Source organism: Pseudoalteromonas sp. T1lg24 (assembly GCF_002964745.1).
In the GTDB taxonomy this organism is placed as follows: Bacteria; Pseudomonadota; Gammaproteobacteria; order Enterobacterales; family Alteromonadaceae; genus Pseudoalteromonas; species Pseudoalteromonas spongiae.
This window is the reverse complement of record NZ_PQCB01000006.1, coordinates 198,515-223,775: the sequence shown is the minus strand read 5'-3', so window position 1 is coordinate 223,775 and position 25,261 is coordinate 198,515. Positions and strand designations below refer to the sequence as shown.

Here is a 25,261-nt window from a genome sequence, read left to right as displayed (position 1 = left end):
GCAAAAGTAGTGCGGTAAAAAGCGACAGATATTAATACAAGCGGCAATGGCCGCTTTTTTTATGTCATTTATTCAGCCAGTTGATATGATAGTAACTCTGTATTTTTGAATAGTAGGTGTAGTTTGAGTTCACATTATCCAATAGGTATTCCTGGCCAAAAGTGGAATGACGCAGAAAAGTCACAATGGTTAAATCAGCAACAAAAAAAGCGTGATTACAATCAGCTGGTGGTTTCACAAGTAAACCAACTAACCGATGCATTTGATATTGAAAGTTATGGACAGCTGCCTTACGGTGATGATCTTACTCTTTTTGCTCTGCGCTCTAAATCTTGGCAACAAGATAAGCCATGTGTATTAATTACAGGTGGAGTACATGGTTACGAAACTAGCGGCGTAATGGGTGCTCTGGCATTTGCTAAAAACGATGTCAAAGACTTTGAAAATGCGTTTAATTTTGTGATTTTACCTTGTATTAGCCCGTGGGGATTTGAAACCATTAATCGCTGGAATTCCTATGCGGTTGACCCAAATCGGTCTTTTTTTAATGATTCTCCAGCCCCTGAATCTCGGGCGGTATTAAATTACTTAAGCAAACTTAACTGTGATTTTTTAATGCATATTGATTTGCATGAAACCACAGACACCGACAATTCTGAATTTCGCCCAGCATTAGCAGCGCGTGATGGCGCTCAGCACACCAATTGGAATATTCCTGATGGGTTTTATTTGGTAGGCGATTCAAAACGTCCAGAAGCGGCGTTTCAAAAAGCCATTATCGAGTCTGTTGAACAAGTCACCCATATTGCGCCGGCGGATGAAAATGGTGAACTAATCGGCGTAGCGATTTCACAATTTGGTGTATGCAACTACGACTGTAAAGGTTTATCTCTGTGCGCTGGTATTACTGATGCGACATATGTTACTACCACAGAAGTTTATCCGGATAGCCCTAAAGCGGATGAGCAAAATTGCATTGATGCACAAGTTGCCGCAATTCGTGGCGGGTTAAACTACTTGAACGCGTTGTAACGGAGAGAATTAGTGGCACTGATCACACAAATTCCCCTAATCAAAAAAATGGAGTTGGTTAACCGCCTGTCATTTTTTAAAACGCTTACATTAGCAGAAAGGCAAATGGTGGTTGAGTCATTTTCTGAATTGCATTTGTTCAAAAAAGACAAAATGGTATTTAGGCAAAATGAACACGATAACCACCTATATATTGTGTTGTCCGGTGAGCTAGTGTTGTTTAAACAGCAGCATAAACCATCGCTTGTTTCTATTCAGCCTGGCGATTTTGTTGGCGAAGGATCGTTTGTCGAAACACATAATCGCAGTATTAATGCCAAAGCGAACGCAGAAACTATCGTGTTGGCTATTTCACATACGGCGATGCAAAAATTGCCTTACGCAATTCGCGATAAGATAAAAGATCGCATTATTTTAGGCATGAGCCAACGCATTGAAAAACTTGGCGTAGTGATTGAGAAACTGCAAGGAAGTTAGCATGAAATTATATAAATTATTGGCTTTGGTAAGCGCGATTGCTGCCTTAAGTGCGTGTAGTACTGCGCCAAGAAACAGCAATCAAATCGAATGTAATGGTGAGCGTTATCCTGTGACCTACATGAGCGAAATGCAGCAATATGAGGTAGAGCGCTTTGCGATGCGTCATGAGTTTCGCCCAGGGTGCGTCTCTGGCAAGTTAAAAGAGATTAAAGCTAAAACCTGTCAAACAGCATCGTCGCTTAGCTATGAGCAATGGATGAGTTTATATAACGGCTGCGTGGTTAATACGCCTTAGAGCTCTTAAAAACCTGCTTTAATTTACTTTTAACAGAGCGCCAATGTGTCATCGGGATACTTGGTGCTTTTTGTAATAGATAATTGAAGTCGATGTCGGAAAATTGGATTTTACCGTCATGTGCCAATAGTAAAGAGTTTGGCTTTAATGTTTTTAACATTAACAGCGAATTAAGATATCGTTTTGGGTAAAAAACAGGAAAAGGTGGGATTAATTTCCCTTTTACTTTAACCATTAAATCAGCCACATAAAGCATATTGCTTGGTAGGTGATGCAAGCAAATATCTCTGTCAGTATGACCTGGGCTATGATGTACTTGCCACTCATCAAAATTTGGCACGCTCACACCATCAGGCAAATAAATATCGGCCTTAAGCTTACGTGGGTACCACATAAACCCTTGCTTTTTCCCTTTACGACTGGCTACCCAACGCGCTAACAAAATATCGGTAATATGCATCATAATGCCATCAAACCCCTGATACCAGTGGCCGGGTGCGTTTGATGTTGCTATTTTTGCGCCTGTCATAGCACGCAGTTTATGAGCGCCACCGGCATGATCAGGGTGCATATGGGTCACCACAATGAGTTTTAAATCAGACAGTGGGCGATTTAATTCGGTTGTAATAAAATGCGCAACTAAATCGCAATCGGCACGGCAACAACCATCCAGTAACATTAATTTATCTGAATATTCGACTAAATAGATAGATTGTATATGTCCATTTAAGGTGTGTAATTGCATAATAAGCTGATTTAGAACATGCGATAATATTCAGCTTATCGCAACTCATCAGACCACTCAAGAGGTGTGTTATTAGTAGTCAAAAAATCTTTGTGCTTGGTTTACCGCGCACAGGCACAACAAGTGTGTGTGCAGCCGCATTAGCATTAGGCTTTAAAACCGCACATACCGCCTATATTCAGTCAACCTTGGATGAAGCGGAGTTTATTGCCGATACCCCCGTTTTTCATGATTATGAAATGCTTTTGGCGGCATACCCAAATGCGAAATTTATTTACCTTGAGCGAGATTTAGCAGATTGGTTGCCATCAATAAAGGTGCTATTAACGCGTATGGCAGATAGGCTTCTTACCGAGCATGGCGGCTTTTTTCCGAGTTTAAAGCGGTGTTATGGTGAGGTTTTTCATCCGCTTAATAAGCAAACCATGTTAGATGATGCGCATTTAACACAGTGTTATTTATCACATAAAGCCAAGGTAATGGACTTTTTTCAGCGCATCGATAGCGAGCACTTAGTGATTAACTTGTCTGATGATATCAGCTATCAGCAATTTTGTTCGTTTCTGGGTAAACAAGAGAAAGGCGGTTTTGAACAGCTCAACGTAAATGGCAAAGTTACGGCGTGGAAACAAATCAAAAGCCCACTAAAACTCGACTCAACACGAAATGGTAAAGCGGATTTAAAATAGACATCTTTGGTGCTGACCATTAAACTGCGGCTAATTTGAATTGATAACAATTAGCCAAGTATGTTTGAACTAAAATACAAAACGCCATTCTCATGGACTGAAGCAGTAATGGCCGATTTTGATACCTTTTTACAAGACCACGCTGCCGCTGAGAAAAAAGCGTCTGGCATGGCGCTTTCAATGCTTTCGCATTATCCAGACCGTCGTAAACTAGTGCGTGCAATGACTGACTTAGCACTTGAAGAAATGATCCACTTTAAGCAAGTAGTGAAAATTCTGTTAGAGCGCGATATTACCCTTGGCAAAGATACCAAAGATACGTATGTAAAAGACTTACGTGCGCTATTTCGCCAAGGTAAAGATGTGTTTTTATTAGACCGTCTAATTGTCGCAGCGGTAATCGAAGCCCGCGGTTATGAGCGCTTTTCATTGGTCGCTGAAGCACTTGAAGAAGGCAAAGAAAAAGACTTTTACGTTACCATTGCCAAATCAGAAGAAAAGCACGCATTTTTATTTGTCGAACTGGCGTATGAATATTTTGATAAAGCCGAAGTGGATGCGCGTTTAGAGGAAATTTTAGAAGCGGAAGCGGAAATTTGTGCCAAGTTGCCGCATACAGCGGCACTTCACTAATAAGTCTTGCTTATTTACACTTTGGGTTAAGCAGATTTTCTGCAATATGCTCAAGTAAAAAGGTTTCGCGCACAATGCTGATGCCTTTTTTATCTGACTCAGCCATTGTTTGCTTGTTGTAAGCAATGGCTTTATCTATATCGACCCAATGAACTGTCATGCCATTGGCAATTTCATAGTCTTCTAAATTTTGCTGATCAAATTCATCATCAATTTCGCAGGTAAAACAATAAGATAGCATTTCTATAATTTGGCCATCTAGTTTGTAGTTGGGACGAAATTCACGGATCAAGCCATAAGGTGTAATCTTCTCAATCGCACGTGCCCCTGTTTCTTCCTGTAACTCTCTCACTAATGCTTGCTGTAAACTTTCACCATGATCGACACCGCCACCAGGTAGGGAGTAATCACGATAACGTTCGGTATGAAGCAGTAAAATATTTCGCCCTTGGGTGACGATAGCACGCGTTGCTGGGCGTAAAATATGTTGATGATTGTTAAGAGCGAGCTCATCAACAAAATGGAACTCTTTAATTACCTGCATAAAACAAACCGATTAGTAAAAGGGTGCGAATAGTAGCACTGCACATATATAAATTAAATGCAAAATAAACGACGCGTTAAAACAAATTAAGTTTCCTTTATCGCGACATCGTTTATGATAAATTAGCAAGAATAATAACTATTAGGGAAATACCATGTCATCGAGTAACACTGATGCACAGACACAAAAAGTAAAACCCATAGATAAATTTCTTAATGGTATTGAGTATGTAGGAAATAAATTGCCAGATCCGGCAATGATATTTTTGTTCTCAATGTTATTGATTTGGGTGCTTTCAGCAATTTTTTCAAATTACACGTTTTCAGCAATCGATCCACGCACTGGCGAGGCAATTGTTGTAAATAACTTACTTACTGGTGATAGCCTTGCCGCCTTTTTGGCGAATATGGTTAAAACATTTACTGGCTTTGCACCACTTGGAGTGGTGCTAGTTGCAATGCTAGGTGTAGGTGTTGCGGAACATTCGGGCTACATTAACACTGGCCTAAAATTAATGTTAAAACGCACACCAAAGGCGCTATTAACGCCTTGTGTAATTTTAATTGCGATAGTGAGCCACACTGCAACAGATGCAGGCTATGTATTAGTAATTCCGCTTGCGGGTGTGATTTTTTATGCCATGGGGCGTCACCCATTAGTCGGTATTGCAGCGGCATTTGCCGGTGTAAGTGGTGGCTTTAGTGCTAACTTTATTCCATCGGGTATCGATCCGTTACTACAAAGCTTTACCCAAAGTGCAGCACAAATTATTGACCCTACTATTGAAGTGAATCCACTCAATAACTGGTATTTCACTTCGGCGTCGAGTCTATTCATCGTGCTACTTGGCTGGTATATCACGGATAAAATTATCGAGCCGCGTCTAAACAAGGTTGAGCTTGATGGCAACACTGATGACTTACCGAGCTTTGACCAAATTAATGACACCGAGCGCAAAGGCTTTTATATTGCGTCAGCAGTCATGATTGCAGGCCTTGCGCTGCTTGCTTATGCTGCGTGGGGCGAAAGTTCTCCACTTCGTAGTAAAGAGGGCTCACTTACTGATTTTAAAGCGCCGCTAATGCAATCTATCGTGCCGATTATTTTCTTGGTTTTCTGGATCCCAGGGGCGGTTTACGGTTTTGTGGTGGGTACCTTTAAATCAAGTAAAGACATGATAGATGCAATGACCAAAGCAATGCATGGCATGGCGTATTATGTGGTTATGGCGTTTTTCTGTGCACTGTTTATTGCTGCGTTTTCGCAATCGAATCTGGGTGCATTACTCGCCATTGAAGGTGCCGAAGTACTAAAAGCAATGCAGCTACCAAGTGCGGTTACTGTGGTGGGCATTATTTTCTTAACTGGTTTTGTGAACCTGTTTGTTGGATCAAGTAGTGCAAAATGGGCGCTGCTAGGGCCTATTTTCGTACCTATGTTAATGCAGTTGGGCATTTCGCCAGACTTAACACAAGCGGCTTACCGTATTGGTGATTCAAGCTCGAATATTATCACGCCGTTAATGCCTTATTTCCCGCTAGTGGTGGTGTACTGTCAAAAGTATGTTAAGAATACCGGTATTGGTACATTAATCGCGTTAATGATCCCATATTCAATAGCCTTTATGATTGGCTGGACCTTGTTCTTACTTGCTTACTGGGGCCTAGGTTTACAATTAGGTTTACAAGCAAGTTATACCTATGGTTAATAGCGGTTCACTTAAATAGCTAATCATTCTAGTGGGCTAAACGTTTTGCTAACTGCGTTGGCATAACGTTTAGCTTCCAGCTCAAATAAAAACAGCAGGTTAATACCTGCTGTTTTTTTGTTTAAGTTACACTCTATTTTTTATTAAATGCGCCATTGCAGTGAATTTTGCAATTTGTCATTGTACGGCGAGAGTGCTTGACCTTTTTCACCGAGTAAAATGAGATTTGCTTTATGGCCTTGGTACGTCGCACCATCAAATGATTCGTCCGAAAAGTAAGACTCGGTACGATACTGATTCTCGCTTGGTACAATAAACAGTGTCATCGGGCCTTGCTCTGTTTGAAATACCAAATGCAGGCTTTTTTGCCCCTTAAAATCACAAAAGGTAAGGTAGCTTACTTGGTTTGGTAATTCGCTAAAATTACCACCAAAGCTGGCAAGCTTTGCATTTACTTCTTGCAAACTAAAGTTGTGATTTACATTAGTAAGCGAGCTAGGCTCATGGTAAACATGAGCAAGTGCGTGTTGCTCTAAATTAAGCGGTGCGCCCATATTTAAATAAGTGAACGACACGCCAAATAAAAACGCCACAGATGCTGCTAATGCTAAATGAATGCGTGTTTTTTTACGCTGAGTTTGAAAGGCATGCAATGACTGATTTAACACCAAGCGCTCAGCGAGATTCTCTGGCACAGGGATGTTAAGTGCTTGCTCAATGTCGTTATCGAGTGCTTTTAGCTCGTTACTAAATGCGTGTGCGTCTGGGTCTGACTCAAGCGCATCGAGCACGTCTTTGTCGCTGGTATTAGGATCAGCATATAAACGACGTCGTAATTCTAATTCATCCATTGTTGATCCCCCTTTGTAAACTTGGTTGTAAATTGTCTTTCAATTGGTTGCGAGCACGAAATAGTCGTGTCATGACGGTGTTTTTGTTAAGTGATAAAATGGATGCGATTTCATCACCACTAAACCCCATTACTACTTGCAGAAGCAAGGGCTCACGATACTCTTCATCGAGTTGCATAATGCGTTTTTGTAGCTGTGAACGCTCTGCGTTTTGTTCCATATCTAAGGTTTGCGTATCGCACAGCGTATCTTGCTCAACATCACTGTAATCAAATTGTTTACGCTCAAAACGGCGCGCATTCTCACGACGTAAAATCGTGATTAACCATGCTTTAGCTGCTTGCTGGTCAAGTAATGAATCAAGCGAGCGCCAAGCCCTCAAAAAAGTTTCTTGCACAAGGTCTTCGGCAACCGTTGGGTCACCTGCTAACCAGTATGCGAAGCGATATAGCTCTTTGTGATACACATTCACTAACGCTTCATATCGTTTTTGTTTATCAGCCATGTCAATTAAGACCTGACGTTGCTGTTTTTTCTTTCCAAACATTGAAACTATTTTAATAGAGTTGGGTTAACTCATTCTCGCTTTTGGTTTTTTTATTTAAATTATTTATCTGCTGGTAAATAAACTTTAGGTCGACCGCGTTATTTTTACCGGCGTATAAATTTGCTTGTAAGTGATTTACCGACTCAGCAAATTGCGAGTTGTTCACCATATTGTTGAGTTTAGTTAAATCTGCGCTGCCTGTATGTAGCTTACACAGCTTTACCAGTTGATGATAAAACGCGCGTTGATTATTTTGTTTCAACGCCTCTTTGAGCTCAGGTAATGGGCTTGTGTTTTGTTTAGGTGTTACATCATTATTGCCTGCTTGCGTTACCGGTTTGCGTTTTATCCACCAAATAACTAAGGTGATTAACCACAATACATAGCCAAGAAAAACTAGCGGCCAATAGTAAAACGGGGTTTCAAACGTGGTTTGATTCGCTGTGTTTGTTTGCGTACTTTCAGGTAACGCGTTGTTCTGAATTGGCGCAGAGATGGCTGGTTGCACAAAGTTAGGGTCACCAACCACAGTTAACTTGCGCTCAGGAAGTGTGGCGTACTCTGTGCGGTTGGTAATAATGTTAAACCAAGGTACGCGAACCTCAGGCAAAGTATAACTGCCCGGAGCTTGAGGCATAAGCGCAAATGACTCAACTTTTTGTGAAATAACTTTACCATTTCGTACTAGGTTATTGCTTTCCGCTTGGTCTGAATAGCTGCGCACGCCATTAATTGTTGGCAAATTGATTTCAGGCAATTGTTCTTTAGTAATGCCAAGTGCCGTAACAGTAATGGTACGGGTAATTGGTTCACCAATTTGATAGCTCTGCTTTTCTGGTTGCCACTCTTCATTTAAGGTCACAAGTTCACTTGGTAACCAGTTGCCAGAACTACTTTGTGGAATAGGTTTAATGTTTAACTGAATATCTTTACCTACAGCACTTGCCGCACGAGTGCGGTAATTGTCGCGAATTCGGCCTTTAAAGTAAGGCGACTTAATAGTGTATTGACCACTTTTTTGCGGTTGAATAAGGTAATTACGCTCAATAATTAAATAGCGAATGCCATCAATAATTTCGTAACTCTCTTTTTGCTTACCAAGCTGGGATACATTAGCGGTTTCTAGCTCTGGAGAGCCTAATTGCCCCTCAGTTAAGTCGTTGGCAAGGAATAATTTAACGGTATATACGCCAGCTTGCTGTACGTATAACGTATCGCTTTGCATGCTTGTTTCGATATACACATCTTTACTTTGGTTATCAGCGGTTGATGATGGCACGACTTTAACGCTAAGCGGATTAGATTGCATATTGGCAACAGAAAAGCTGGGTATTTCATACGTGCCAGGGTTACGTGCCATTAATTCCACTTGCCACTGTGTGGTGTGATTTACTTGGCCGTTAATTATGCTGGTGTTGCTGCGCACTGATGTAGGACCCACTACAAAGTTTTTTAAGAGCGGTGTGGTATCGGGCTGTTCACCTTTTACATTTTGTTCAGCACGAATTGTCAAATTAAAGAACTCACCCGCTAATACTGGGTTGCGATCAACACTGGCAGTGAGTGCTGCTATCGCTTGCAAAGGCAGTAATACAAGGCTAATTAAAACAACTAAGCGACTTACCATGACTTCTCAACTCCTTGCTGCTGGATGCGCTGACGATATCTTTTTTGACTTTCTAACTTCATTTTATTGCGTAACAAAATAGCCGGATCATCCGGTACTTTGCGTAGTAGCTGATTAATAATCTGGACTTGCTCTTTTTCTTCTGGGGTTAGCTCGGGCGCTGGCGTAGCCTGCTGTTGTGGCATTTGCTGCTCAGATTGTTGCTGTTGTTCGGCTTGTTGCTGTGCTTCACCCTCTGGCTGTTGTTCAGACTCTTTATCTGAAGGGTTAGCGTATTGTTCTTTTTGCTCTTGTTGCTCAGGCGAATTCTCAGCTTTCATATCCGGCTGATTGTTATTTTCTTGCTTTTCACCTTCGCTTTTCTCACCATTTTGATTTTGCTGGTCTTGAGACTCAGATTGCTCACCATTTTGCTGGTTTTGCTCATTTGATTGCTGGTTTTGTTGGCCAGATTGTTGGTCTTGTTGTTGCTGATTGTCGCCTTGTTGCTGTTTATCTTGCTCTTGATTTTCACCATCTTGAGATTGTTGATTTTGCTGCTGTTGCTTCAAATCTTCTAATAAGGCTTTATTTTCTTGCGCTTGCTTAAATTCAGGTTGCTGGGCTAAGGCTTTGTCATAAGCCTCAATCGCTTCATCAAAACGATTTAATTTTGCTAAGGCGTTACCTTGATTATAAAGTCCCTCTGCGCTGCCATCTTGCTTAAACTTTTTGAGCGCGTTTTCGAAATCACCTTGTTGGTATAGCGCAGAGCCTGATAAATTCGCAGTCTTAGCGTTACTTGCGGCTTTATAATCTTGCTGTTGATACGCTTGGTGCGCTTTTTGCTCGTCATTTAATAACCAGCTCGGTAGTGACAATGCGTAACTGACACTTGGTTTAAATATAAATAGGCAGCAAAGGCCTAATAAAAATTTAGGTTGGTGTTTTAACATCATAAAACCGAGTGGTATAAGTAAAAATACTAAGTAAATACCGCCATCAATGGGTTGTTGGCTGGTTTGCTCACGCTTTACCACATCGTCTTGGTTAGTGTTTGTAGGCTTAAATAGCGCAAGATCGGCATCACTTACTTGATAGTAATTAAACTTACCACCCGTATTTGAGGCAAGTTGTTGTAATAGGCTAAAGTTGGCTTTTGGAATAACAATCTGCCCGTAGTTATCTTTTAAAAAACCTTCGTTTGGCAATTGAATTGGCGCGCCTTGTTCGGTTGCTACCGCATAGATATTGAGTTTGATATTGTGCTTATCTAATAGTTTCTCAATGTCACGGCTTTCATCAAAATCATCAATACCATCAGTGATCCAATAAATCTCGCCATTGGTCACGCTTGCTTGGTTCAGTAACTCGACCGCTAAATTGATACCAGCAAAGGTATTACTACCCGGCACAGGCATAATTTCTGGGCTTAAACTCGGAATGAGGTTGGCGAGCGTTTGGTGATCTGACGTCAGTGGAGAAATGGTGTAAGCATCGTTACTGTATGCCACGAGTGCTAAGTCACTTTCTTTCAAAATATCGGTCAGTGTAAGTGCTTTAAAACGTGCCTGTGTTAAGCGATTTGGCTTTATGTCTTGGCTGTACATTGAGCGAGACATGTCCATCACTAACACGCGCGCATGCTTGCTTTGATAAACTGGTAACGGTTGTGATTGCCAGCTCGGTCCTGCAAGTGCGACAACACTGACAAGCAAAAATAAGCTTAACCACAGAGAATTGGTTTTGCTGTGTTTGGTTTCACCATCTAATAGAAATTGTGCAAGGTGAGGGGCGATGGGACTATTGCTAATATGTTTACGTTTTTTAATAAACTGCAATGCCATTACTAAGGCAACTAACGGTAATAGGTAAAAGGCTTCAGGGCGAATAAATTCTAACGTCATGCGCCACTCCGTGTTGTTAAACTGCGAATACTATTTACTAATGTTTGCGTGAATAGCAGTAGCACTGCGATAAATAATGGAATATAAAACAACGCTTTTTGCGGCCTTACGGTTTCACTGTTATCGCTAATTGGTTCTAACTGATCAAGCATTTGATAAATGCGCTGTAAACTTGCTACGTCGGTTGCGCGAAAGTATTGGCCACCGGTATCACGCGCAATTTCAGTTAATAAGCCTTCATCTAATGCGCTGCCACGCTGCATTTGAAAGCCAAAAAAGTTTGATTGGCTGTCGGCTCCTACACCGACGGTGTATACTTTGATTCCCGCATCCTTCGCAAGGATCAGCGCTTCTTCAGGGCTTAAATTACCAGCGGTATTTTGTCCGTCGGTTAACAAAATAAGTATGCGGTTACTGTCTTCTTTTAAAGCAAACCGTTTTACAGCAAGGCCGAGCGCGTCGCCTATTGCGGTGGCTTGACCCACCAAGCCAATTTGCGCTTCTTCTAGCATTTTAGCTACTGTGGTTAAGTCGCGGGTGAGTGGCGTTTGTAAAAAAGCGGTATCGGCAAATAGAATAAGGCCTAGTCGATCGCCAGTGCGGGCCGTAATAAATTCGTTAAGTACTGCTTTAACTACAGATAATCTGTCAATGTACTGCCCCTGATATTGCATGTCTTGCTCACGCATTGAGGTAGATAAATCGACAGCCAGCATAATTTCACGCCCTTCGTTGGGTAACTGAATCGGTTCGCCATAGTACTTAGGGTGGGCGAGGGCAACGCATAAACATGCCCAGATTAGCCAAGGCCAAAGTGAAAAGCGTGTTGGTTGCGATATGTTACCGGTTTGCACTACTGGGTTATGGTAAAGCGCCGTTGTTCTAACGGTTGCGACTTGTTTGTTTTTTTGTAACTTACGCAGAAAAAACGGCAGCGGCAATAATAAAAAGGCAAATGGCCAAGCAAACTCAAACATTAATCGCTCCTTTTACTTTAAAACGATTAATAGCCTGTGTCAGCTTGTTATGGAAATCGGTAAGTGGTTCATTATTTTCGGCTTGATACAAGCGCATTAGCTCATCATTGCTGAGCGTTGTTTTTGATGTTGCGGCGACAAGCTCAAGCCATTTTTCACCACTTTGACTGGCAGCTTCTGCGCCATAGTAGTGTTTTACAAGACGTTTCAATAACAAATGCAACGCCTGAACATTATCTAAATTGCAAGATTGATATGCTTTACTTTCTTTAATTGCTTGTTTTTTAGCTTTATTGAGTAAGTGACGTTGGTAAATTGCATAGCTGGCAATAACGAGTAGCAATAGGACTACTGCAATGATTGCTATAGCGGGCAGCGAAAGAGGCCACCAAGGCACTGTCGCAGGTGCGATAACATCATGCAAATTATCTAACGGAGATGTTGGTGTCGCCATTAAATCATTATCCCTTTAATTGTTCGGTGATTGATTGCGCTGCACTAAAAGGCATCAGCGCTAACCCTGATTTATGTAATAGCTGATAAAGCGCATTTTGCTGGGCATTGGCTTTTGCCGCATAACTTTCGCGAAATTTAGCATTAGCTAGCGGTAAACTTGCTTGGCGATTACCTGATTTTAGTGAAAGTTGCTCGCCAACATTCGGCAGCGCACGTTCCATAGGGTCAAAAATAGGGCAGGCAATTAACTCGCAGTGGCGGGTTAATAACAGCAATTGCTTTGCCATATCTTCACTTAAATGATGAAAATCCGAAATGAGATATACCAAGGAGCCGGGTTTTGCTAAGTGCACTAAACGATTTAATTGATCATTCAGCGTTTGCGATTCGCCGTCGAGTTTACTGTTTAATGCCGCTTGGTGGGCAAGCTGTAAATTATGAAACAGCTTTAATGCAGCACTTTGACGTGAAGCGGGCTTTAGCTCCCAATGGGCATTATGATTAAAGACTAACCCGCCAACACGATCGCCGCGCTGAACGGCACTCCATGCAATCAGTGCGCTTAAATGAGCCGCTTGCACAGACTTTAAAAGCAGCTGAGAGCCAAAGATCATGCTGTCGCTAAAGTCGGTCAAAATAAAAACGGGGCGTTCTTTTTCTTCCTGAAATAGCTTGGTATGGGCGATTCCGGTACGAGCGGTAACACGCCAGTCGATGGCACGTACATCATCACCCGGTTGATAATGTCGAACTTCGGCAAATTCCATACCTCGGCCTTTATGTGGCGCAAGATATTGACCCGCATTGTGGTGCTTCACTTTGCGTTTTGGCGTTAGCTCAAGCAAGGTAGTTTTGTTGTGATACGCCATCAACTCATTGAGCGAGAGCTCCACACCATTGCTTTGCAGTTCGGCGAGTTGTGCAGTTTGTGTATTCATAATGGGATTAAGGTGCTACCACGCGCGCGATTATCTCGGCGAGCACATCATCTTTGCTTACGCCATCAGCTTGCGCTTCGTAAGATAAAATAATGCGGTGACGTAGCACATTAGCAAATACACTTTGAATATCTTCAGGTGCGACAAAATCACGACCGGCGAGCCATGCATGAGCTCGGGCACAGCGATCAAGCGCAATTGTAGCGCGCGGACTTGCGCCGTATTCTATCCAGCGGCCTAACTCTGGGCTTAATTTTTCAGCTTGGCGTGTTGCGATTATTAGCTGCACAAGATAGCGTTCAAGTGGTTCTGATAAATGCAGTGAAAGCACTTGCTTGCGCGATTCAAACAAGGTTTGTTGCGAAATTTGTGGTGCTTTAACTTGCTCTTCTGACAGCGCTTCACCGCGGGTTAGGCGTAATATGTCGAGCTCGTTTTGTGCGTCTGGATAATCAATACTAAGGTGCAATAAAAAACGGTCAAGCTGCGCCTCTGGAAGCGGGTAGGTCCCTTCTTGCTCTAGCGGGTTTTGCGTTGCCATAACAAGAAACAACTCTGGCAGTGGGTACGTTTTTTTACCTACCGTGATTTGTCTTTCTGCCATGGCCTCTAATAGAGCTGACTGAACTTTTGCTGGCGCACGGTTAATTTCATCAGCGAGCACAAGGTTATGAAACAAAGGTCCTGCTTCAAACACAAATTCGCTGGTTTGCTGGCGATAAATATCGGTTCCTGTGATATCTGCCGGTAATAAATCGGGGGTAAATTGTACGCGTTGGAAATTGCCTTCAACACCTTTTGCCAGCGCATTTACTGCACGGGTTTTAGCAAGACCAGGAGGACCTTCAACAAGTAGGTGCCCATCAGCAAGTAATGCTAGTAAAAGTGCCTGAGTAAGTTCTGGTTGGCCAATGATTTGGCTGTCTAAATAATTTTGTAGCTGAACAAACGCTGATACCGCCATGTTAGTCGCTATCCTTATTGTTTTAATTGGCTTAAATAGTTCTTAACCGCTAGATTATACTTAAGCTGTTAGTTAAGCCAAGGGCTTACGTTAATAAATGTATCGGGAAAAATTAGGTGTGTTGATCTTCGCATTTGTTTTATGAGGCAAGAACAACAGAGGCTAAGATGGTGGCAGTAATAAAAAGTTCAAAAAAAGCTGCATAGGAAATGCAGCTTGGCAGTGATAATGTCAACACTCGTGCGTATTAGGCGCTTTCGTTGCTGTTTTGTTCACTTTGCATTTTGCGGTATTTTAAACCGTCGATAACCAGTTCCAGAATGGGACGTTTTTCACCATTGTACCAATTATTAGCTGTACGCTTGCTAAGTGCACCTTGGGTTTGTTCTGAAATCGTGTTAGCGGTCCATTGCGTGCCTAGCTCCAGTTTTATGTATTGAGTTAGCTTCATAGCGCTCTCCATCTAACGTGTTTGTAATATGGAAATTGTTACTTTTATTTCGGTGAAAAAACAGAGAGCCCCCGTAATCCTTTGTTTTAATTTGTGATTAAATGTTATTCAATGAATGTTGGAATTAAAGCGATAGCTGGCAGAAGACTTTTACCGCGATCACAGCAAAGGGAAGTCGGCAAGGGTGGTTGACAAAAACTTACGTTTTGCTATTGGCAAACAAAGATACCTTGTTTAGAATCAATAAACTTGATAACAGGTCAGACCTGTAACCAGAGGAACAACCTATGTCTGAACAAAATATACTAAAAACAACAAAAGGCGACCGAATTGCCGTTGTCAGCGGATTGAGAACTCCATTTGCTAAGCAAGCAACTTACTTCCACCACGTACCTGCATTAGATATGGGTAAGATGGTTGTAAATGAAATGCTTGAACGCATGAATCTTGATAAAAATGAAATCGATCAGCTGGTTTTCGGGCAGGTTGTTCAAATGCCAGAAGCACCAAACATTGCACGTGAAATTGTACTGGGTACTGGCATGCCGGTATCGGTAGATGCATATTCTGTATCACGTGCGTGTGCAACAAGTTTCCAAGCAGTTGCCAACGTAGCGGAATCAATTATTGCCGGATCTGTAAATGTCGGTATTGCTGGCGGCGCGGATTCATCATCTGTTTTACCAATTGGCGTAAGTAAAAAATTAGCGGGTAGCCTTGTTGATTTAAATAAAGCGCGTACCTTTGGTCAGCGCTTTAAAATTCTTTCGAAACTGCGCATCAAAGATTTACTGCCAGTACCACCTGCGGTAGCTGAATATTCAACGGGTCTTTCAATGGGCCAAACCGCAGAGCAAATGGCAAAAACTCATAACATTAGCCGTGCTGATCAAGATGCAATGGCGCATCGCTCACACTCGCTTGCGGCAAAAGCCTGGAATGACGGTTTACTAAGCAACGAAGTAATGACTGCACATGTGCCGCCTTACAAAGGTTTCTTAGAGCGCGATAACAACATCCGTGAAAACTCAACAGTTGAAGGCTACGCAAAATTACGTCCGGTATTTGACCGTCAACATGGTTCGGTAACGGCTGCAAATGCAACGCCACTAACTGATGGTGCGGCAGCTGTGTTAATGATGAGCGAATCAAAAGCGAAAGCACTTGGTTATCCAATTTTAGGTTATATTCGTAGCTTCGCGTTTAGCGCGATTGACGTACATGAAGATATGCTAATGGGTCCTGCACACTCAACGCCAATGGCGCTTGATAGAGCGGGTATCACGTTGCAAGATCTTGATTTAATTGAAATGCACGAAGCATTCGCAGCACAAGCACTTGCTAACATGAAGATGTTTGGCTGTGATAAATTTGCCCAAGAGAAGTTAGGCCGTTCTAAGGCGATTGGCGAAATTGATATGGATAAGTTTAATGTAAACGGTGGTTCACTTGCTTATGGTCACCCATTTGCAGCAACAGGCGCACGTTTAATTACACAAAGCTTAAATGAATTAAATCGTCGTGGCGGTGGCCTTGCATTAACAACAGCATGTGCTGCAGGTGGTTTAGGTGCGGCATTCGTTTTAGAGGGAGCATAGTATGACAGCTGAACAAGCGAACTCAGTTTTTGATTTTAAGGTCAATGAAGACAACATTGCGATTGTCACCATTGACGTAGCAGGGGAAAAAATGAATACCCTGCGCGACAGCTTTGTTGATGACCTTAATGCGGTTATTAAACAAGGTGTTGAGCAAAATATTAAAGGCATGGTATTCATCAGCGGTAAGCCAGATAATTTTATCGCAGGTGCTGATATTAAAATGTTGGATAACGCGAAAACCCGTGATGACGCGCTGTATTTATCACAAACGTGTCACAGCGTATTTGCTGATTTAGTAAAACTACCTTTCCCAACCGTTGCAGCAATGAATGGTGCAACCTTAGGTGGTGGTTTAGAGTTTGCACTGGCGTGTGATTATCGTGTTGCCAGTGATGCCAGCAATACCAAGTTAGGCCTGCCTGAAGTGCAGTTAGGCTTATTGCCTGGCGGTGGCGGTACGCAACGTTTACCTAAATTGGTAGGGATTCAAAAAGCACTTGAATGGACATTAACAGGTAAACAAGTGCGTCCTAAACAAGCTAAAAAAGCAGGCCTTGTAGATGATGTAGTACCTAATAGTGTATTACTTGATGTGGCGCTTAAATTTGCTGTTAAAGGCAAGCGTAAGAGCATTAAGCCTAAGCTTGGTAAAGTGTCTCAATTACTCGAGTCGAACCCATTTGGTCGCAATATTATCTTCAAAAAAGCAACTGAAAATGTTGAGAAGAAAACAGGTGGTCACTATCCTGCGCCATTTGCCATAATTAAAGCAATTCGTGCTGCTGCTGAAATGGCACCAGCTAAAGGTTATGAAATTGAAGCGCAAGGCTTTGCTGATCTGGTAATGAGCAAAGAGTCAAAAGCGCTTCGTGGTATTTTCTTTGCCACCACTGAAATGAAAAAAGAGTGGAATGAGCAATCGCAGCCAACAGAAAATGTTGCTGTGTTAGGCGGTGGTTTAATGGGTGCGGGCATTGCACATGTCAGTGCATGTAAAGCCGGTGCCCGTGTGCGTGTGAAAGACATTGCGCAAAAAGGCATTTCTGGTGCACTTAACTACAGCTTTAAAATTCTAAACAAAAAGCAAAAACGCCGTATTTTATCTAAAGCTGAATTGCAGCTTCAAATGGCGCGTATTACTGGCGGCACCGATTACGCTGGCTTTGAAAATACCGATATTGCTATTGAAGCGGTATTTGAAGATTTAAAACTAAAGCAAAGCATGGTTGCAGATATCGAAGAAAATTGTAATGAAAATACAATCTTTGCGTCGAACACATCTTCGCTGCCAATAGGTCAAATTGCTGAAAATGCTGCGCGTCCTGAAAATGTAATTGGTCTTCACTATTTCTCACCGGTTGAAAAAATGCCACTAGTGGAAATTATTCCTCATGAGAAAACAGCGAAAGAGACCATTGCGCGCGTTGTAAACTTTGCTCGCAAGCAAGGTAAAACACCGATTGTTGTAAAGGACAAAGCGGGTTTTTATGTAAACCGTATTTTAGCGCCTTACGTTAACGAAGCCGCAAACTTATTGCTTGCTGGTGAGCCAATTGAAAAGATTGACGAAGCCTTAGTCGAGTTTGGTTTTCCAGTTGGCCCAATGACACTACTTGATGAAGTAGGCATTGATATTGGCTCGAAAATCGCCCCAATTCTTGAAAAAGAGCTGGGTGAGCGTTTTAAAGCACCAGATGCTTTCTCACGCTTAATTGATGCGGGTCGCTTAGGTCGTAAAAGTGGTCGAGGCTTTTTTGTTTACGATAAGAAAGATAAAAAAGTCGATGAGTCAGTGTATGAATTGCTTGGCATTAGTAAAAATCCACGCTTGAATAAAGAAGAAATTGCAGAGCGTTGTGTTGCGCAAATGCTAAACGAAGCGGCACGCTGCTTAGATGAAGGCATTATTGCAAGTGCACGCGATGGTGATATTGGTGCGATATTTGGTATTGGTTTCCCACCGTTCCTGGGTGGTCCATTTAGTTACATGGATTCGTTAGGTGCAGGGCATTTAGCATCGCGCTTAGCAACATTTGCAGAGTACAATAAGCACTTTACACCGTGCGAGCCATTAATCGCGATGGCAGAAGCTAAAGAAGCGTTTTATACAGAGCAGGCAAGCGCAAGTTAAGGTTTCTTGTTCAGTAAACGTTTAGTATAGATTTCACCCTGAAAGCTCAATTAATCATCGATTTTTTGAGCTTTTTTTTGTACTATAGTGCCCCGGTTTTATGTTGTGCTTGGTGAGAAGCGATGCTTGGGTATTTATTCGCGTTATTAATTATTAATGGTTATATGAGCGCTGTTGTGGCGGGCCGCTTTGGATTAGTTGGCAAGCGCTGGGCGATCGCGGGGTTATTAACTGGGCCTGCGGTATATAGTGTAATTAATGTTAAACAGCGAATGTTACTAAGAAAGTCACTAGGCTTTGTTTTTACACGTATTAGTGCATAAATCAGAGCGCCTAGTGTGTTATTGCACTAGGCTGAGCTTTACTTCTTGTTCCAAATCTCTTGGCGGCAAATGCGCTTCTTTACAGCGAGCTAGTAGAAACTGTTCAAATTGCTCATGTGAAAGCGGTTTAGAGTAAAAATAGCCTTGCACTGTCGCGCAGTTTAGTTCTTTTAATTGCTCCACTTGATCTTCGTACTCAACGCCTTCAGCTACCACAGATAAGCCAAGGTTGTGGGCAATCGTCACGATTGAATCGACCATATTCTTACCTTTTTCATTGCCCATGTCGTCAATAAAGGCTTTATCGACTTTTAGGGTGTTTAGCGGAAATTGTTTAAGATAAGCGAGTGATGAATAACCGGTGCCGAAATCGTCGATTGCTAAATGAATGCCGCGAGCACTTAATGTATTCATAATGCGAATAGCATCTTTTGGATCTTCCATGATAGTGCCTTCGGTGATTTCGAGTTCTAAGTAGTACGACGCGAGTCCTTCACGTTTTAGTATTTTATCAATACTGCCAATGAGATCTGGCTGCATAAACTGTTTTGCAGAAAGGTTTACAGCCACACGACCATCAAATAAACCGCGGTTAATCCAGTCTTTTACATCGCGACAGGCTTTTTCTAGCACCACTTCACCTACTTCAACAATTTGGCCTGTTTCTTCAGCGATTGGGATAAATTGAGCAGGGCTTATTAGGCCCTTATTCGGTGTAATAAAACGCACTAGCGCTTCCATGCCGACAAGTTCGCCACTGTTAATGTCCATTTTAGGCTGGTAGAACACTTTAAAGTGATCTTCTTTTAAGCCGTAACGAATTAAGTTTTCGATTTGTAGGCGCTTAACCGCTTGGCGGTTCATTGCATCGTTAAAGAATAAGTAACGATTACCATGTTGTTTTGCATGGTACATTGCCGTGTCGGCGTTTTTAAGCAGTAGCTCAGGTGTATTACCATCTTCAGGGAAGAGCACAATGCCCACACTGGAGGTGATCACAAGCTCGTGCCCAGACATATGGAATGGCGCTTCAATCAGCGCTAAAAAGCTTTTGGCAGCTTGTGTAATGGTATGAATATCATTGGTATTTTGCATTACAAGCGCAAATTCATCACCGCCTAGGCGATAGAACTGGTCGCGCTCACGAGTGCGTTTGGATAGACGTGATGCTAAACGGCACAATAAAATATCACCTGCGTGGTGGCCTAAACTATCGTTAATTTTTTTAAAGTTGTCTAAATCAAATACTAATAATGCATGGCGGTTTTTGCTACCGACAAGGGATTTCATATTGCTAAAGAACTGATTACGGTTTGGCAGGCCGGTTAAGCGGTCGCGATTGGTCAGTTTTTGCAGTGCCAATTCAGTTTGCTTGTTGTCGGTTACATCGTTGTAAACCGCAATATAGTGGCGCAGATTGCTTTTTTTATTATCAATGCGATCAATCGAAAGTGAGAAAAACGTGCTTTGCTTGTCTTTGCTAAATGTAAGTTCTTTGTGCCAGTGCGATTTTTTTTGTATTGCTTTGTACAGCTGGCTTGTTTTTGTTTTGTCGTAACCTGGAAGTCGGTAAGGGGTGCCAATGTGATTTGCAGTAGTGCCGCCAAAATAGCTTAAGTAGGCCTGATTTACTTCGACAATATTAAAATTTGCATCAAAAATAACAATAGGGTCTGAGAGGTTTTCAATACAGTTTGCCAGTAAATTTAAACGTTCTTGGGTTTGTTTTACCGAACCAATATCTTTGACCGTGCCCATCATTCTAAGTGGTTTTAAGTCCGCATCCGTTTCAATTACGCGGCCTTTATCGAGTACCCAACGCCAATCGCCATTTGCATCTTTCGCACGGTAACTCGCTTCGAAATGCGAAATTTCCCCTGACAGGTGTTTTTTAAGAATTTGTTCAACGTGCGGTAGATCAGATGGGTGGATATTTGATTTATTAGGTGGTAAATCGGGCGTGTGGTCAATGGCATTAAATAAACCGTCATTAATGCGCTCTAGGCGATGTTCACTAATGTGCCAATCCCAAACAGCATCGCCACTTGCTAATATACTGTTTTTAAATCGGTGTTCTGAACGTTTTAAGGCAAGTTGCGAGCGTCGCAGGCGCAAAACAGCAACCAGCGCTATCAGCAAACTTAATGTTGCGAGCGCAAGTGGGATCACCAGCTTGGAGTCTAGCAGCGTGGGTTGGTGTGCATCGCTTGAAAAAGCAGTAAACAAACCAGTAAACCCAGCAATTATTTTTATTATTTTATTGGGCATTGGCTTAACGCATTGTATTTAACCCCCTTACACTAAGGGATTGTCTTTATGGTGTCAAAGCTTGTTTAACCGATTGTGAACTAGTTGCTTGTTTTGCGGCCTTTTCTTTGGTTTTTAGCTCAAGACGTGTACTGTTTTCGCTAAACAAACGTTTGCTATAACTTACTAATTGCGCCTTACTGAGTTGCAATAACGCTGTTTTTAACTGGTACTGCATATTAAATTGGCCATCACCATTGCCGATTGCCAGCCAAAATCGCTGTGATTTAAGACGTAGGTTCTTATCTTTTTCAACAATTTGCATCATTAATGCTTGTTTGGCTTGTTGCCAATCTTCATCGCTCATGGCGCCAATTTTCTGATGATAGTTGGCTAAAAAGTGATTGCTGTGTTGGGCTAAAATATCGGACGCGATTTCTGGCGACTGAATATAAAATGCGATACCAGCGCGATTATTTAAAGGCGCAAAGCCTGAGCCAACTAAATAGCCAAGCTGTTTTTCGGTACGCATATCGTGGAAGTAGTCTTGGCTGATTAAATGGTTTAGTGCCATTAACCTGATTTTTTCGCTGATTGAATCAGAGCTTGCTTGGAAATAACTTACCAGCGCATTGTCAGGATGCGGCACATCGTGGGTTTGCTCTTGTTTGTTATCTAACGTTACGATAGGGCGGTTTAAATCAACAATAGTGGTGCGTGTTTTTAGTTTTTCTCTGATTAATGCTACACAATCGTCGGCTTCTAATGGTGTCCAGTTGCCATGCATTAAAATTTGACAGTGCAGGGCTTCAAATAACTGACTACAAAATGCGTTAAACTCACAGAAACTGATTTGTTCAATCGCTTCGGCAAGTTTTAACGGCGTTGGATTCCACGGTAGCAATGTAGCGCTCAGTTCTGAGAATAAAAGACTAACCGGTTTACTTTGGTTGCCATTTTGCCAATGACGAACAAGCTGACGTTGGTATTCATAAAAGCGAATTGAATCAAATTTACAGATCAATAACTCATTTAAAATTTCACCGATTAATTCAATTTGATTACCACTTAACCCCCAAGTGTGCAGCGTTAAACCGCCTTGGTGAGCTGAAAGCTGATAATTAATGCCCGCTAATTCAGCCGGATAAAATTGCTCAGCGACTTTATCCATAAAAAGGTCAGCAAACAGGCGTGTCATCGCCATGTTTTTAACGTTTTGCACCGTAATTTTACTGTCTAGCGCCAAGTAAAAATGACCTTTGGCGACTCTAAAGGTGGAATCTTGTTTATACCAAAATTCGAACGTGTCGCTTGAAACGCGTTTTTCCGGTGTTTTATGTTTATGCTCTATCGGATGCAGCACAACCGGTTTTGTTAAATAAGGATTGCTGGTTGGCAGGGTTAGTTCAACGGCGTTCGCATCTACTTTTTCCAGTGAGTCTAACCAAGGTTGCGATATTTTGTTGATGCTATAAGGCGTACCATACCACTTTGCGTTGGCATCGGTTGGCACACCTGGGTGAATATGAATAAGGCGCATATTATTGGCATTTAGCAGCGTGAACACATTATCAAACTGATCACGGTTAAAGCCTGTCATTATGTAATCGCCATAAATTAAGTGTTCATCTGGATAGTGATGCATATTCACACTTAAACTATTAACCCAATCTAGTACGCGGGATTTCTCTTGATTATTAAAGGCGATGTCCATCAGCACTTTTTTATCTTGGTAAAGGCGCTCTAACAACGGGGTTTCGGCTTTGGCAATCAGCTGCAGGTAACAAAACAGGTATTCCACAATGGCGGTTTTATGTTTTTCGCCTTCGTCGGTCAGTGCAATACTAATATTAAAATCTTTAAAATTACTGCCATTAATACCACCACCGGCACTGAGTCCGTTAATCCATCCCGCTTTTTTTAACACCGAATAAAGTGAGCCTACGCCTTCGTAGCCAATTAGGTGGGCGATAAAGCTTACTGTTTTTTCGCGGTAAAAATTATCAATACTGGGCAGCGCAAACGATACAATGAGCTTTTGCATATGCTTGTGTGGCTCAATATAAATCGACTGGCACATGTTTTCAGGCAGATAAAGTGGTGCTTCAATACTGGGTTTTTCGCGTTCAGGGTTGCCACTAAGGCAATTAAATAGTTGCGCTATTTTAACCTTCATGAGTTCGCAAGGCGTATTGCTTGAAATCACTAAGGTCATGTTTTGTGCTTGGTAGTGTTTTAAAAAGAAAGCGCGGATCTCTTCGCTAATACATTCGTTTTTATTAACTAAGGTTTGATGGTTGCCGACCGAAAATTTCGCAAACGGGTGGGCACTGTTACACGTTTCTTTATGGACTTGATAAATGCGACGTGAATCGTCTTTCAGCTTTAATTTAAATTCTGCATCAATGGCATTGCGCTCTTTCTCACATGCAGACGGTAAAATAAGCGGCGCATGAAAAATATCAGCAAACTGACTAAGCGCTTGTAAAAAGTGTTCGTTCAGGACTTCAAAAAAGTAACTCGAATGCTCTGTGCCTGTCCACGCATTACAATTACCGCCATGATGCGATAAAAATTGTGAAAAAGAGCCCGGTTCAGGGTATTTTTCTGAACCTAAAAATAGCATGTGTTCTAAGAAGTGTGCTAAACCTTGACGGCTGATAGGGTCGTCGAAGTGTCCGCAATTTACGGTAAGTGACGCCGCTGATTTATCGCTGGCAGCGTCTTCAATCACTAAGATTTTTAGACCATTGTCCAGTTTTAGGGACTGATAAATTCTGCTATCATTGCTGCTGGTTATCAAGGTTTGCTCCGTATCTAATAAAGAAAAGAATAATCGCTTATCAACACGATTGAAGTGGATCTGGAAGCAACACAGCTAAACTAAAAACTACCTGAGTTTTTATTGCTTTAAAGCTAATATAGCGGACATATCATAGATTTGGCTATAGCAAAGTCGTTATTTTTTGTAGTTTTACGGTTTTGCCTTATTGAGCATTGTTATGAAAAAAATTTTTATTATGCGTCATGGTCAAGCACAGTCTTTGACGGTAAATGACCAAAACAGAATGCTAACGGATATAGGTCGACTTGAAGTGGCCGCAATGGCGAGTAAATTACAGCAGGATTGTAAAATAGATGCTGTACTAACAAGTACTTATCTTCGCGCTTTGCAAACAGCCGAAATTGTTACGGCAAAACAAGAAAACATTCGTTACCAAGACAGTTTTGACGACTTTATTCCAAGTGGTGATGCTGAAAACGCTGCAGAGCTGATTAAAGCAATGATCAGTTACAAACCTAACTTAAATAACTGGATTTTGGTTGCTCATATGCCAATTGTGAGTTACATCGTTGAGCAATTTTGTCCTGATAATATGCCAATTTTTGCAACAGCGGCGGTCGCTGAAATTCACTATAATGAAGAATCAGGTTTGGCTGAGTTAGTAGCCATGCATTTACCTGATGTTGGTGAAAAAGTCTCTTAAAACAAAAAATGACTCAGTTGAGTCATTTTTTATTAGCTGAAAAACATTAGCGGAAAAATGGATCTTCCGGAATATCCACTAAAATAAGTAACGCACCACGGCCACCATATTCAAGCGGCGCTTGATGAATAGCCAGCACATCAGGGTGCTGTACTAGATAATGTGGCACTTTGTGTTTTAATACGCGCTCACCCACACCCGTCACGATGCATGCGCAGCGTAAATGACGCTTTTTACAGGCGCTGATAAGGCCTGCTAATTCCAGCTTTGCCGTTTCTTTATTCATGCCATGCATATCTAAAATAAGCTCAGGAGCAAAGTCACCACGGCGCAGTTGTTTTGCTAAATAGCTATCCGCACCAGGTTTAACAAAGTTAACGGTACCTGATGTGTCTATGTCAGGAATGTATTCATCCGAGAAATAAAATTCAGCATCGAGCTGTTTTACCTTAGTGTTGGTAGTTTGCTCAGGTGCTTTTTGCGCTTTTTTAAAATGAACAGTATCTTGGCTTATTTTTTTTGAGCCAGACATTTCATTGCGAAAAAGGGCAATGTCGTCATCGGATAGTGAGTGATCTTTTTTCATGGCGCGATTGTATCCAAAAATATGTAAAAAACCTAGAGTATTGCGCCTTTAAACCGTTACAA

24 protein-coding genes are annotated in these 25,261 nt (G+C 41.8%); 10 read left to right on the top strand and 14 right to left on the bottom strand.

Going from position 1 to position 25,261, the window contains the following annotated elements:
- The first annotated feature begins 123 nt into the window (after positions 1 to 123).
- The 3 genes from C2M30_RS04040 to C2M30_RS04030 are packed head-to-tail and all read left to right on the top strand — an operon-like array spanning position 124 to position 1,807.
- Complete coding sequence (locus C2M30_RS04040; RefSeq protein ID WP_105170750.1) at positions 124 to 1,032, top strand: M14 family metallopeptidase; 909 nt, start codon at positions 124 to 126, stop codon at positions 1,030 to 1,032.
- 12 nt (positions 1,033 to 1,044) lie between these two features.
- On the top strand, positions 1,045 to 1,509 hold the full coding sequence (locus C2M30_RS04035) for a cyclic nucleotide-binding domain-containing protein (RefSeq protein ID WP_105170749.1): 465 nt from the start codon (positions 1,045 to 1,047) through the stop codon (positions 1,507 to 1,509).
- Between the two features lies 1 nt (position 1,510).
- Positions 1,511 to 1,807 (top strand): hypothetical protein, encoded by a 297-nt coding sequence (locus tag C2M30_RS04030; protein ID WP_105170748.1) that lies wholly within the window; start codon positions 1,511 to 1,513, stop codon positions 1,805 to 1,807.
- Here the strand turns inward: C2M30_RS04030 and C2M30_RS04025 are convergent.
- Positions 1,794 to 2,552, bottom strand: a complete 759-nt coding sequence (locus C2M30_RS04025) for an MBL fold metallo-hydrolase (RefSeq protein ID WP_105170747.1) — start codon at positions 2,550 to 2,552, stop codon at positions 1,794 to 1,796. The genes C2M30_RS04030 and C2M30_RS04025 overlap by 14 nt on opposite strands.
- Before the next feature lie 92 nt (positions 2,553 to 2,644).
- Here C2M30_RS04025 and C2M30_RS04020 point away from each other — a divergent pair, with 92 nt between their 5' ends.
- Together C2M30_RS04020 and C2M30_RS04015 are read left to right on the top strand one after the other, a co-directional pair.
- On the top strand, positions 2,645 to 3,241 hold the full coding sequence (locus C2M30_RS04020; protein WP_234004679.1) for a sulfotransferase family protein: 597 nt from the start codon (positions 2,645 to 2,647) through the stop codon (positions 3,239 to 3,241).
- Positions 3,242 to 3,301: 60 nt separating this feature from the next.
- Positions 3,302 to 3,874: a tRNA-(ms[2]io[6]A)-hydroxylase gene (locus C2M30_RS04015; RefSeq protein ID WP_105170745.1), complete on the top strand. Its 573-nt coding sequence runs from the start codon at positions 3,302 to 3,304 to the stop codon at positions 3,872 to 3,874.
- A gap of 10 nt (positions 3,875 to 3,884) precedes the next feature.
- Here C2M30_RS04015 and C2M30_RS04010 read toward each other — a convergent pair whose 3' ends face one another.
- Positions 3,885 to 4,418 carry an NUDIX hydrolase gene (locus C2M30_RS04010; protein ID WP_105170744.1) on the bottom strand — a complete coding sequence of 178 codons (534 nt, stop codon included), beginning with the start codon at positions 4,416 to 4,418 and terminating at the stop codon, positions 3,885 to 3,887.
- Positions 4,419 to 4,572: 154 nt separating this feature from the next.
- Here C2M30_RS04010 and C2M30_RS04005 point away from each other — a divergent pair, with 154 nt between their 5' ends.
- Positions 4,573 to 6,126, top strand: coding sequence for an AbgT family transporter (locus C2M30_RS04005; protein ID WP_100912936.1), 1,554 nt, complete (start codon positions 4,573 to 4,575; stop codon positions 6,124 to 6,126).
- A gap of 143 nt (positions 6,127 to 6,269) precedes the next feature.
- On the opposite strand, the gene C2M30_RS04000 is transcribed toward C2M30_RS04005, so the two are convergent.
- The 9 genes from C2M30_RS04000 to C2M30_RS03960 all read right to left on the bottom strand — a co-directional run bounded on the left by C2M30_RS04000 (position 6,270) and on the right by C2M30_RS03960 (position 14,823).
- Entirely contained in the window at positions 6,270 to 6,977 is a 708-nt protein-coding gene (locus C2M30_RS04000) for a DUF3379 domain-containing protein (RefSeq protein WP_105170743.1), read from the bottom strand.
- Positions 6,970 to 7,524 (bottom strand): sigma-70 family RNA polymerase sigma factor, encoded by a 555-nt coding sequence (locus tag C2M30_RS03995; protein ID WP_010560696.1) that lies wholly within the window; start codon positions 7,522 to 7,524, stop codon positions 6,970 to 6,972. Before C2M30_RS03995 ends, C2M30_RS04000 begins: the two co-directional genes overlap by 8 nt.
- Positions 7,525 to 7,534: 10 nt before the next feature.
- On the bottom strand, positions 7,535 to 9,151 hold the full coding sequence (locus C2M30_RS03990) for a BatD family protein (protein WP_105170742.1): 1,617 nt from the start codon (positions 9,149 to 9,151) through the stop codon (positions 7,535 to 7,537).
- Complete coding sequence (locus C2M30_RS03985; protein ID WP_105170741.1) at positions 9,145 to 11,037, bottom strand: vWA domain-containing protein; 1,893 nt, start codon at positions 11,035 to 11,037, stop codon at positions 9,145 to 9,147. Before C2M30_RS03985 ends, C2M30_RS03990 begins: the two co-directional genes overlap by 7 nt.
- Positions 11,034 to 12,014 (bottom strand): vWA domain-containing protein, encoded by a 981-nt coding sequence (locus tag C2M30_RS03980; RefSeq protein WP_105170740.1) that lies wholly within the window; start codon positions 12,012 to 12,014, stop codon positions 11,034 to 11,036. Before C2M30_RS03980 ends, C2M30_RS03985 begins: the two co-directional genes overlap by 4 nt.
- Complete coding sequence (locus C2M30_RS03975) at positions 12,007 to 12,468, bottom strand: DUF4381 domain-containing protein (RefSeq protein WP_105170739.1); 462 nt, start codon at positions 12,466 to 12,468, stop codon at positions 12,007 to 12,009. The genes C2M30_RS03980 and C2M30_RS03975 overlap by 8 nt, the downstream gene beginning before the upstream one ends.
- Positions 12,469 to 12,475: 7 nt before the next feature.
- A complete protein-coding gene (locus C2M30_RS03970) occupies positions 12,476 to 13,408 on the bottom strand; it encodes a DUF58 domain-containing protein (RefSeq protein WP_105170738.1) in 933 nt (310 codons plus the stop codon).
- 7 nt (positions 13,409 to 13,415) lie between these two features.
- Positions 13,416 to 14,372: an AAA family ATPase gene (locus C2M30_RS03965; RefSeq protein WP_100912943.1), complete on the bottom strand. Its 957-nt coding sequence runs from the start codon at positions 14,370 to 14,372 to the stop codon at positions 13,416 to 13,418.
- Between the two features lie 247 nt (positions 14,373 to 14,619).
- Positions 14,620 to 14,823: a hypothetical protein gene (locus C2M30_RS03960; RefSeq protein ID WP_010560689.1), complete on the bottom strand. Its 204-nt coding sequence runs from the start codon at positions 14,821 to 14,823 to the stop codon at positions 14,620 to 14,622.
- Between the two features lie 287 nt (positions 14,824 to 15,110).
- On the opposite strand from C2M30_RS03960, the gene fadI reads away from it, so the two are divergent.
- The 3 genes from fadI to C2M30_RS03945 all read left to right on the top strand — a co-directional run bounded on the left by fadI (position 15,111) and on the right by C2M30_RS03945 (position 18,878).
- Positions 15,111 to 16,421 carry an acetyl-CoA C-acyltransferase FadI gene (gene fadI, locus C2M30_RS03955; protein ID WP_105170737.1) on the top strand — a complete coding sequence of 437 codons (1,311 nt, stop codon included), beginning with the start codon at positions 15,111 to 15,113 and terminating at the stop codon, positions 16,419 to 16,421.
- A gap of 1 nt (position 16,422) precedes the next feature.
- Positions 16,423 to 18,555 (top strand): fatty acid oxidation complex subunit alpha FadJ, encoded by a 2,133-nt coding sequence (fadJ, locus tag C2M30_RS03950; protein ID WP_105170736.1) that lies wholly within the window; start codon positions 16,423 to 16,425, stop codon positions 18,553 to 18,555.
- Positions 18,556 to 18,677: 122 nt separating this feature from the next.
- Complete coding sequence (locus C2M30_RS03945) at positions 18,678 to 18,878, top strand: hypothetical protein (protein ID WP_105170735.1); 201 nt, start codon at positions 18,678 to 18,680, stop codon at positions 18,876 to 18,878.
- A gap of 18 nt (positions 18,879 to 18,896) precedes the next feature.
- On the opposite strand, the gene C2M30_RS03940 is transcribed toward C2M30_RS03945, so the two are convergent.
- Together C2M30_RS03940 and C2M30_RS03935 are read right to left on the bottom strand one after the other, a co-directional pair.
- Complete coding sequence (locus C2M30_RS03940; RefSeq protein WP_100912948.1) at positions 18,897 to 21,146, bottom strand: sensor domain-containing protein; 2,250 nt, start codon at positions 21,144 to 21,146, stop codon at positions 18,897 to 18,899.
- A 46-nt stretch (positions 21,147 to 21,192) separates the two neighbouring features.
- Positions 21,193 to 23,928: an insulinase family protein gene (locus C2M30_RS03935; RefSeq protein WP_105170734.1), complete on the bottom strand. Its 2,736-nt coding sequence runs from the start codon at positions 23,926 to 23,928 to the stop codon at positions 21,193 to 21,195.
- Positions 23,929 to 24,127: 199 nt separating this feature from the next.
- On the opposite strand from C2M30_RS03935, the gene sixA reads away from it, so the two are divergent.
- Positions 24,128 to 24,613, top strand: coding sequence for a phosphohistidine phosphatase SixA (sixA, locus tag C2M30_RS03930; protein WP_105170733.1), 486 nt, complete (start codon positions 24,128 to 24,130; stop codon positions 24,611 to 24,613).
- Positions 24,614 to 24,659: 46 nt separating this feature from the next.
- On the opposite strand, the gene smrB is transcribed toward sixA, so the two are convergent.
- Complete coding sequence (gene smrB, locus C2M30_RS03925) at positions 24,660 to 25,199, bottom strand: endonuclease SmrB (protein ID WP_105170732.1); 540 nt, start codon at positions 25,197 to 25,199, stop codon at positions 24,660 to 24,662.
- Positions 25,200 to 25,261 lie beyond the last annotated feature (62 nt).

What these genes read in the sequence shown, in the direction of transcription:
- C2M30_RS04030 (WP_105170748.1), top strand. Translation starts at nt 1,511, where the DNA reads ATGAAATTATATAAATTATTGGCTTTGGTAAGCGCGATTGCTGCCTTA.
- C2M30_RS04025 (WP_105170747.1), bottom strand. Translation starts at nt 2,552, where the DNA reads ATGCAATTACACACCTTAAATGGACATATACAATCTATCTATTTAGTC.
- C2M30_RS04015 (WP_105170745.1), top strand. Translation starts at nt 3,302, where the DNA reads ATGTTTGAACTAAAATACAAAACGCCATTCTCATGGACTGAAGCAGTA.
- C2M30_RS04010 (WP_105170744.1), bottom strand. Translation starts at nt 4,418, where the DNA reads ATGCAGGTAATTAAAGAGTTCCATTTTGTTGATGAGCTCGCTCTTAAC.
- C2M30_RS04005 (WP_100912936.1), top strand. Translation starts at nt 4,573, where the DNA reads ATGTCATCGAGTAACACTGATGCACAGACACAAAAAGTAAAACCCATA.
- C2M30_RS04000 (WP_105170743.1), bottom strand. Translation starts at nt 6,977, where the DNA reads ATGGATGAATTAGAATTACGACGTCGTTTATATGCTGATCCTAATACC.
- C2M30_RS03995 (WP_010560696.1), bottom strand. Translation starts at nt 7,524, where the DNA reads ATGTTTGGAAAGAAAAAACAGCAACGTCAGGTCTTAATTGACATGGCT.
- C2M30_RS03990 (WP_105170742.1), bottom strand. Translation starts at nt 9,151, where the DNA reads ATGGTAAGTCGCTTAGTTGTTTTAATTAGCCTTGTATTACTGCCTTTG.
- C2M30_RS03985 (WP_105170741.1), bottom strand. Translation starts at nt 11,037, where the DNA reads ATGACGTTAGAATTTATTCGCCCTGAAGCCTTTTACCTATTACCGTTA.
- C2M30_RS03980 (WP_105170740.1), bottom strand. Translation starts at nt 12,014, where the DNA reads ATGTTTGAGTTTGCTTGGCCATTTGCCTTTTTATTATTGCCGCTGCCG.
- C2M30_RS03975 (WP_105170739.1), bottom strand. Translation starts at nt 12,468, where the DNA reads ATGGCGACACCAACATCTCCGTTAGATAATTTGCATGATGTTATCGCA.
- C2M30_RS03970 (WP_105170738.1), bottom strand. Translation starts at nt 13,408, where the DNA reads ATGAATACACAAACTGCACAACTCGCCGAACTGCAAAGCAATGGTGTG.
- C2M30_RS03965 (WP_100912943.1), bottom strand. Translation starts at nt 14,372, where the DNA reads ATGGCGGTATCAGCGTTTGTTCAGCTACAAAATTATTTAGACAGCCAA.
- C2M30_RS03960 (WP_010560689.1), bottom strand. Translation starts at nt 14,823, where the DNA reads ATGAAGCTAACTCAATACATAAAACTGGAGCTAGGCACGCAATGGACC.
- fadI (WP_105170737.1), top strand. Translation starts at nt 15,111, where the DNA reads ATGTCTGAACAAAATATACTAAAAACAACAAAAGGCGACCGAATTGCC.
- fadJ (WP_105170736.1), top strand. Translation starts at nt 16,423, where the DNA reads ATGACAGCTGAACAAGCGAACTCAGTTTTTGATTTTAAGGTCAATGAA.
- C2M30_RS03945 (WP_105170735.1), top strand. Translation starts at nt 18,678, where the DNA reads ATGCTTGGGTATTTATTCGCGTTATTAATTATTAATGGTTATATGAGC.
- C2M30_RS03940 (WP_100912948.1), bottom strand. Translation starts at nt 21,146, where the DNA reads ATGCCCAATAAAATAATAAAAATAATTGCTGGGTTTACTGGTTTGTTT.
- sixA (WP_105170733.1), top strand. Translation starts at nt 24,128, where the DNA reads ATGAAAAAAATTTTTATTATGCGTCATGGTCAAGCACAGTCTTTGACG.
- smrB (WP_105170732.1), bottom strand. Translation starts at nt 25,199, where the DNA reads ATGAAAAAAGATCACTCACTATCCGATGACGACATTGCCCTTTTTCGC.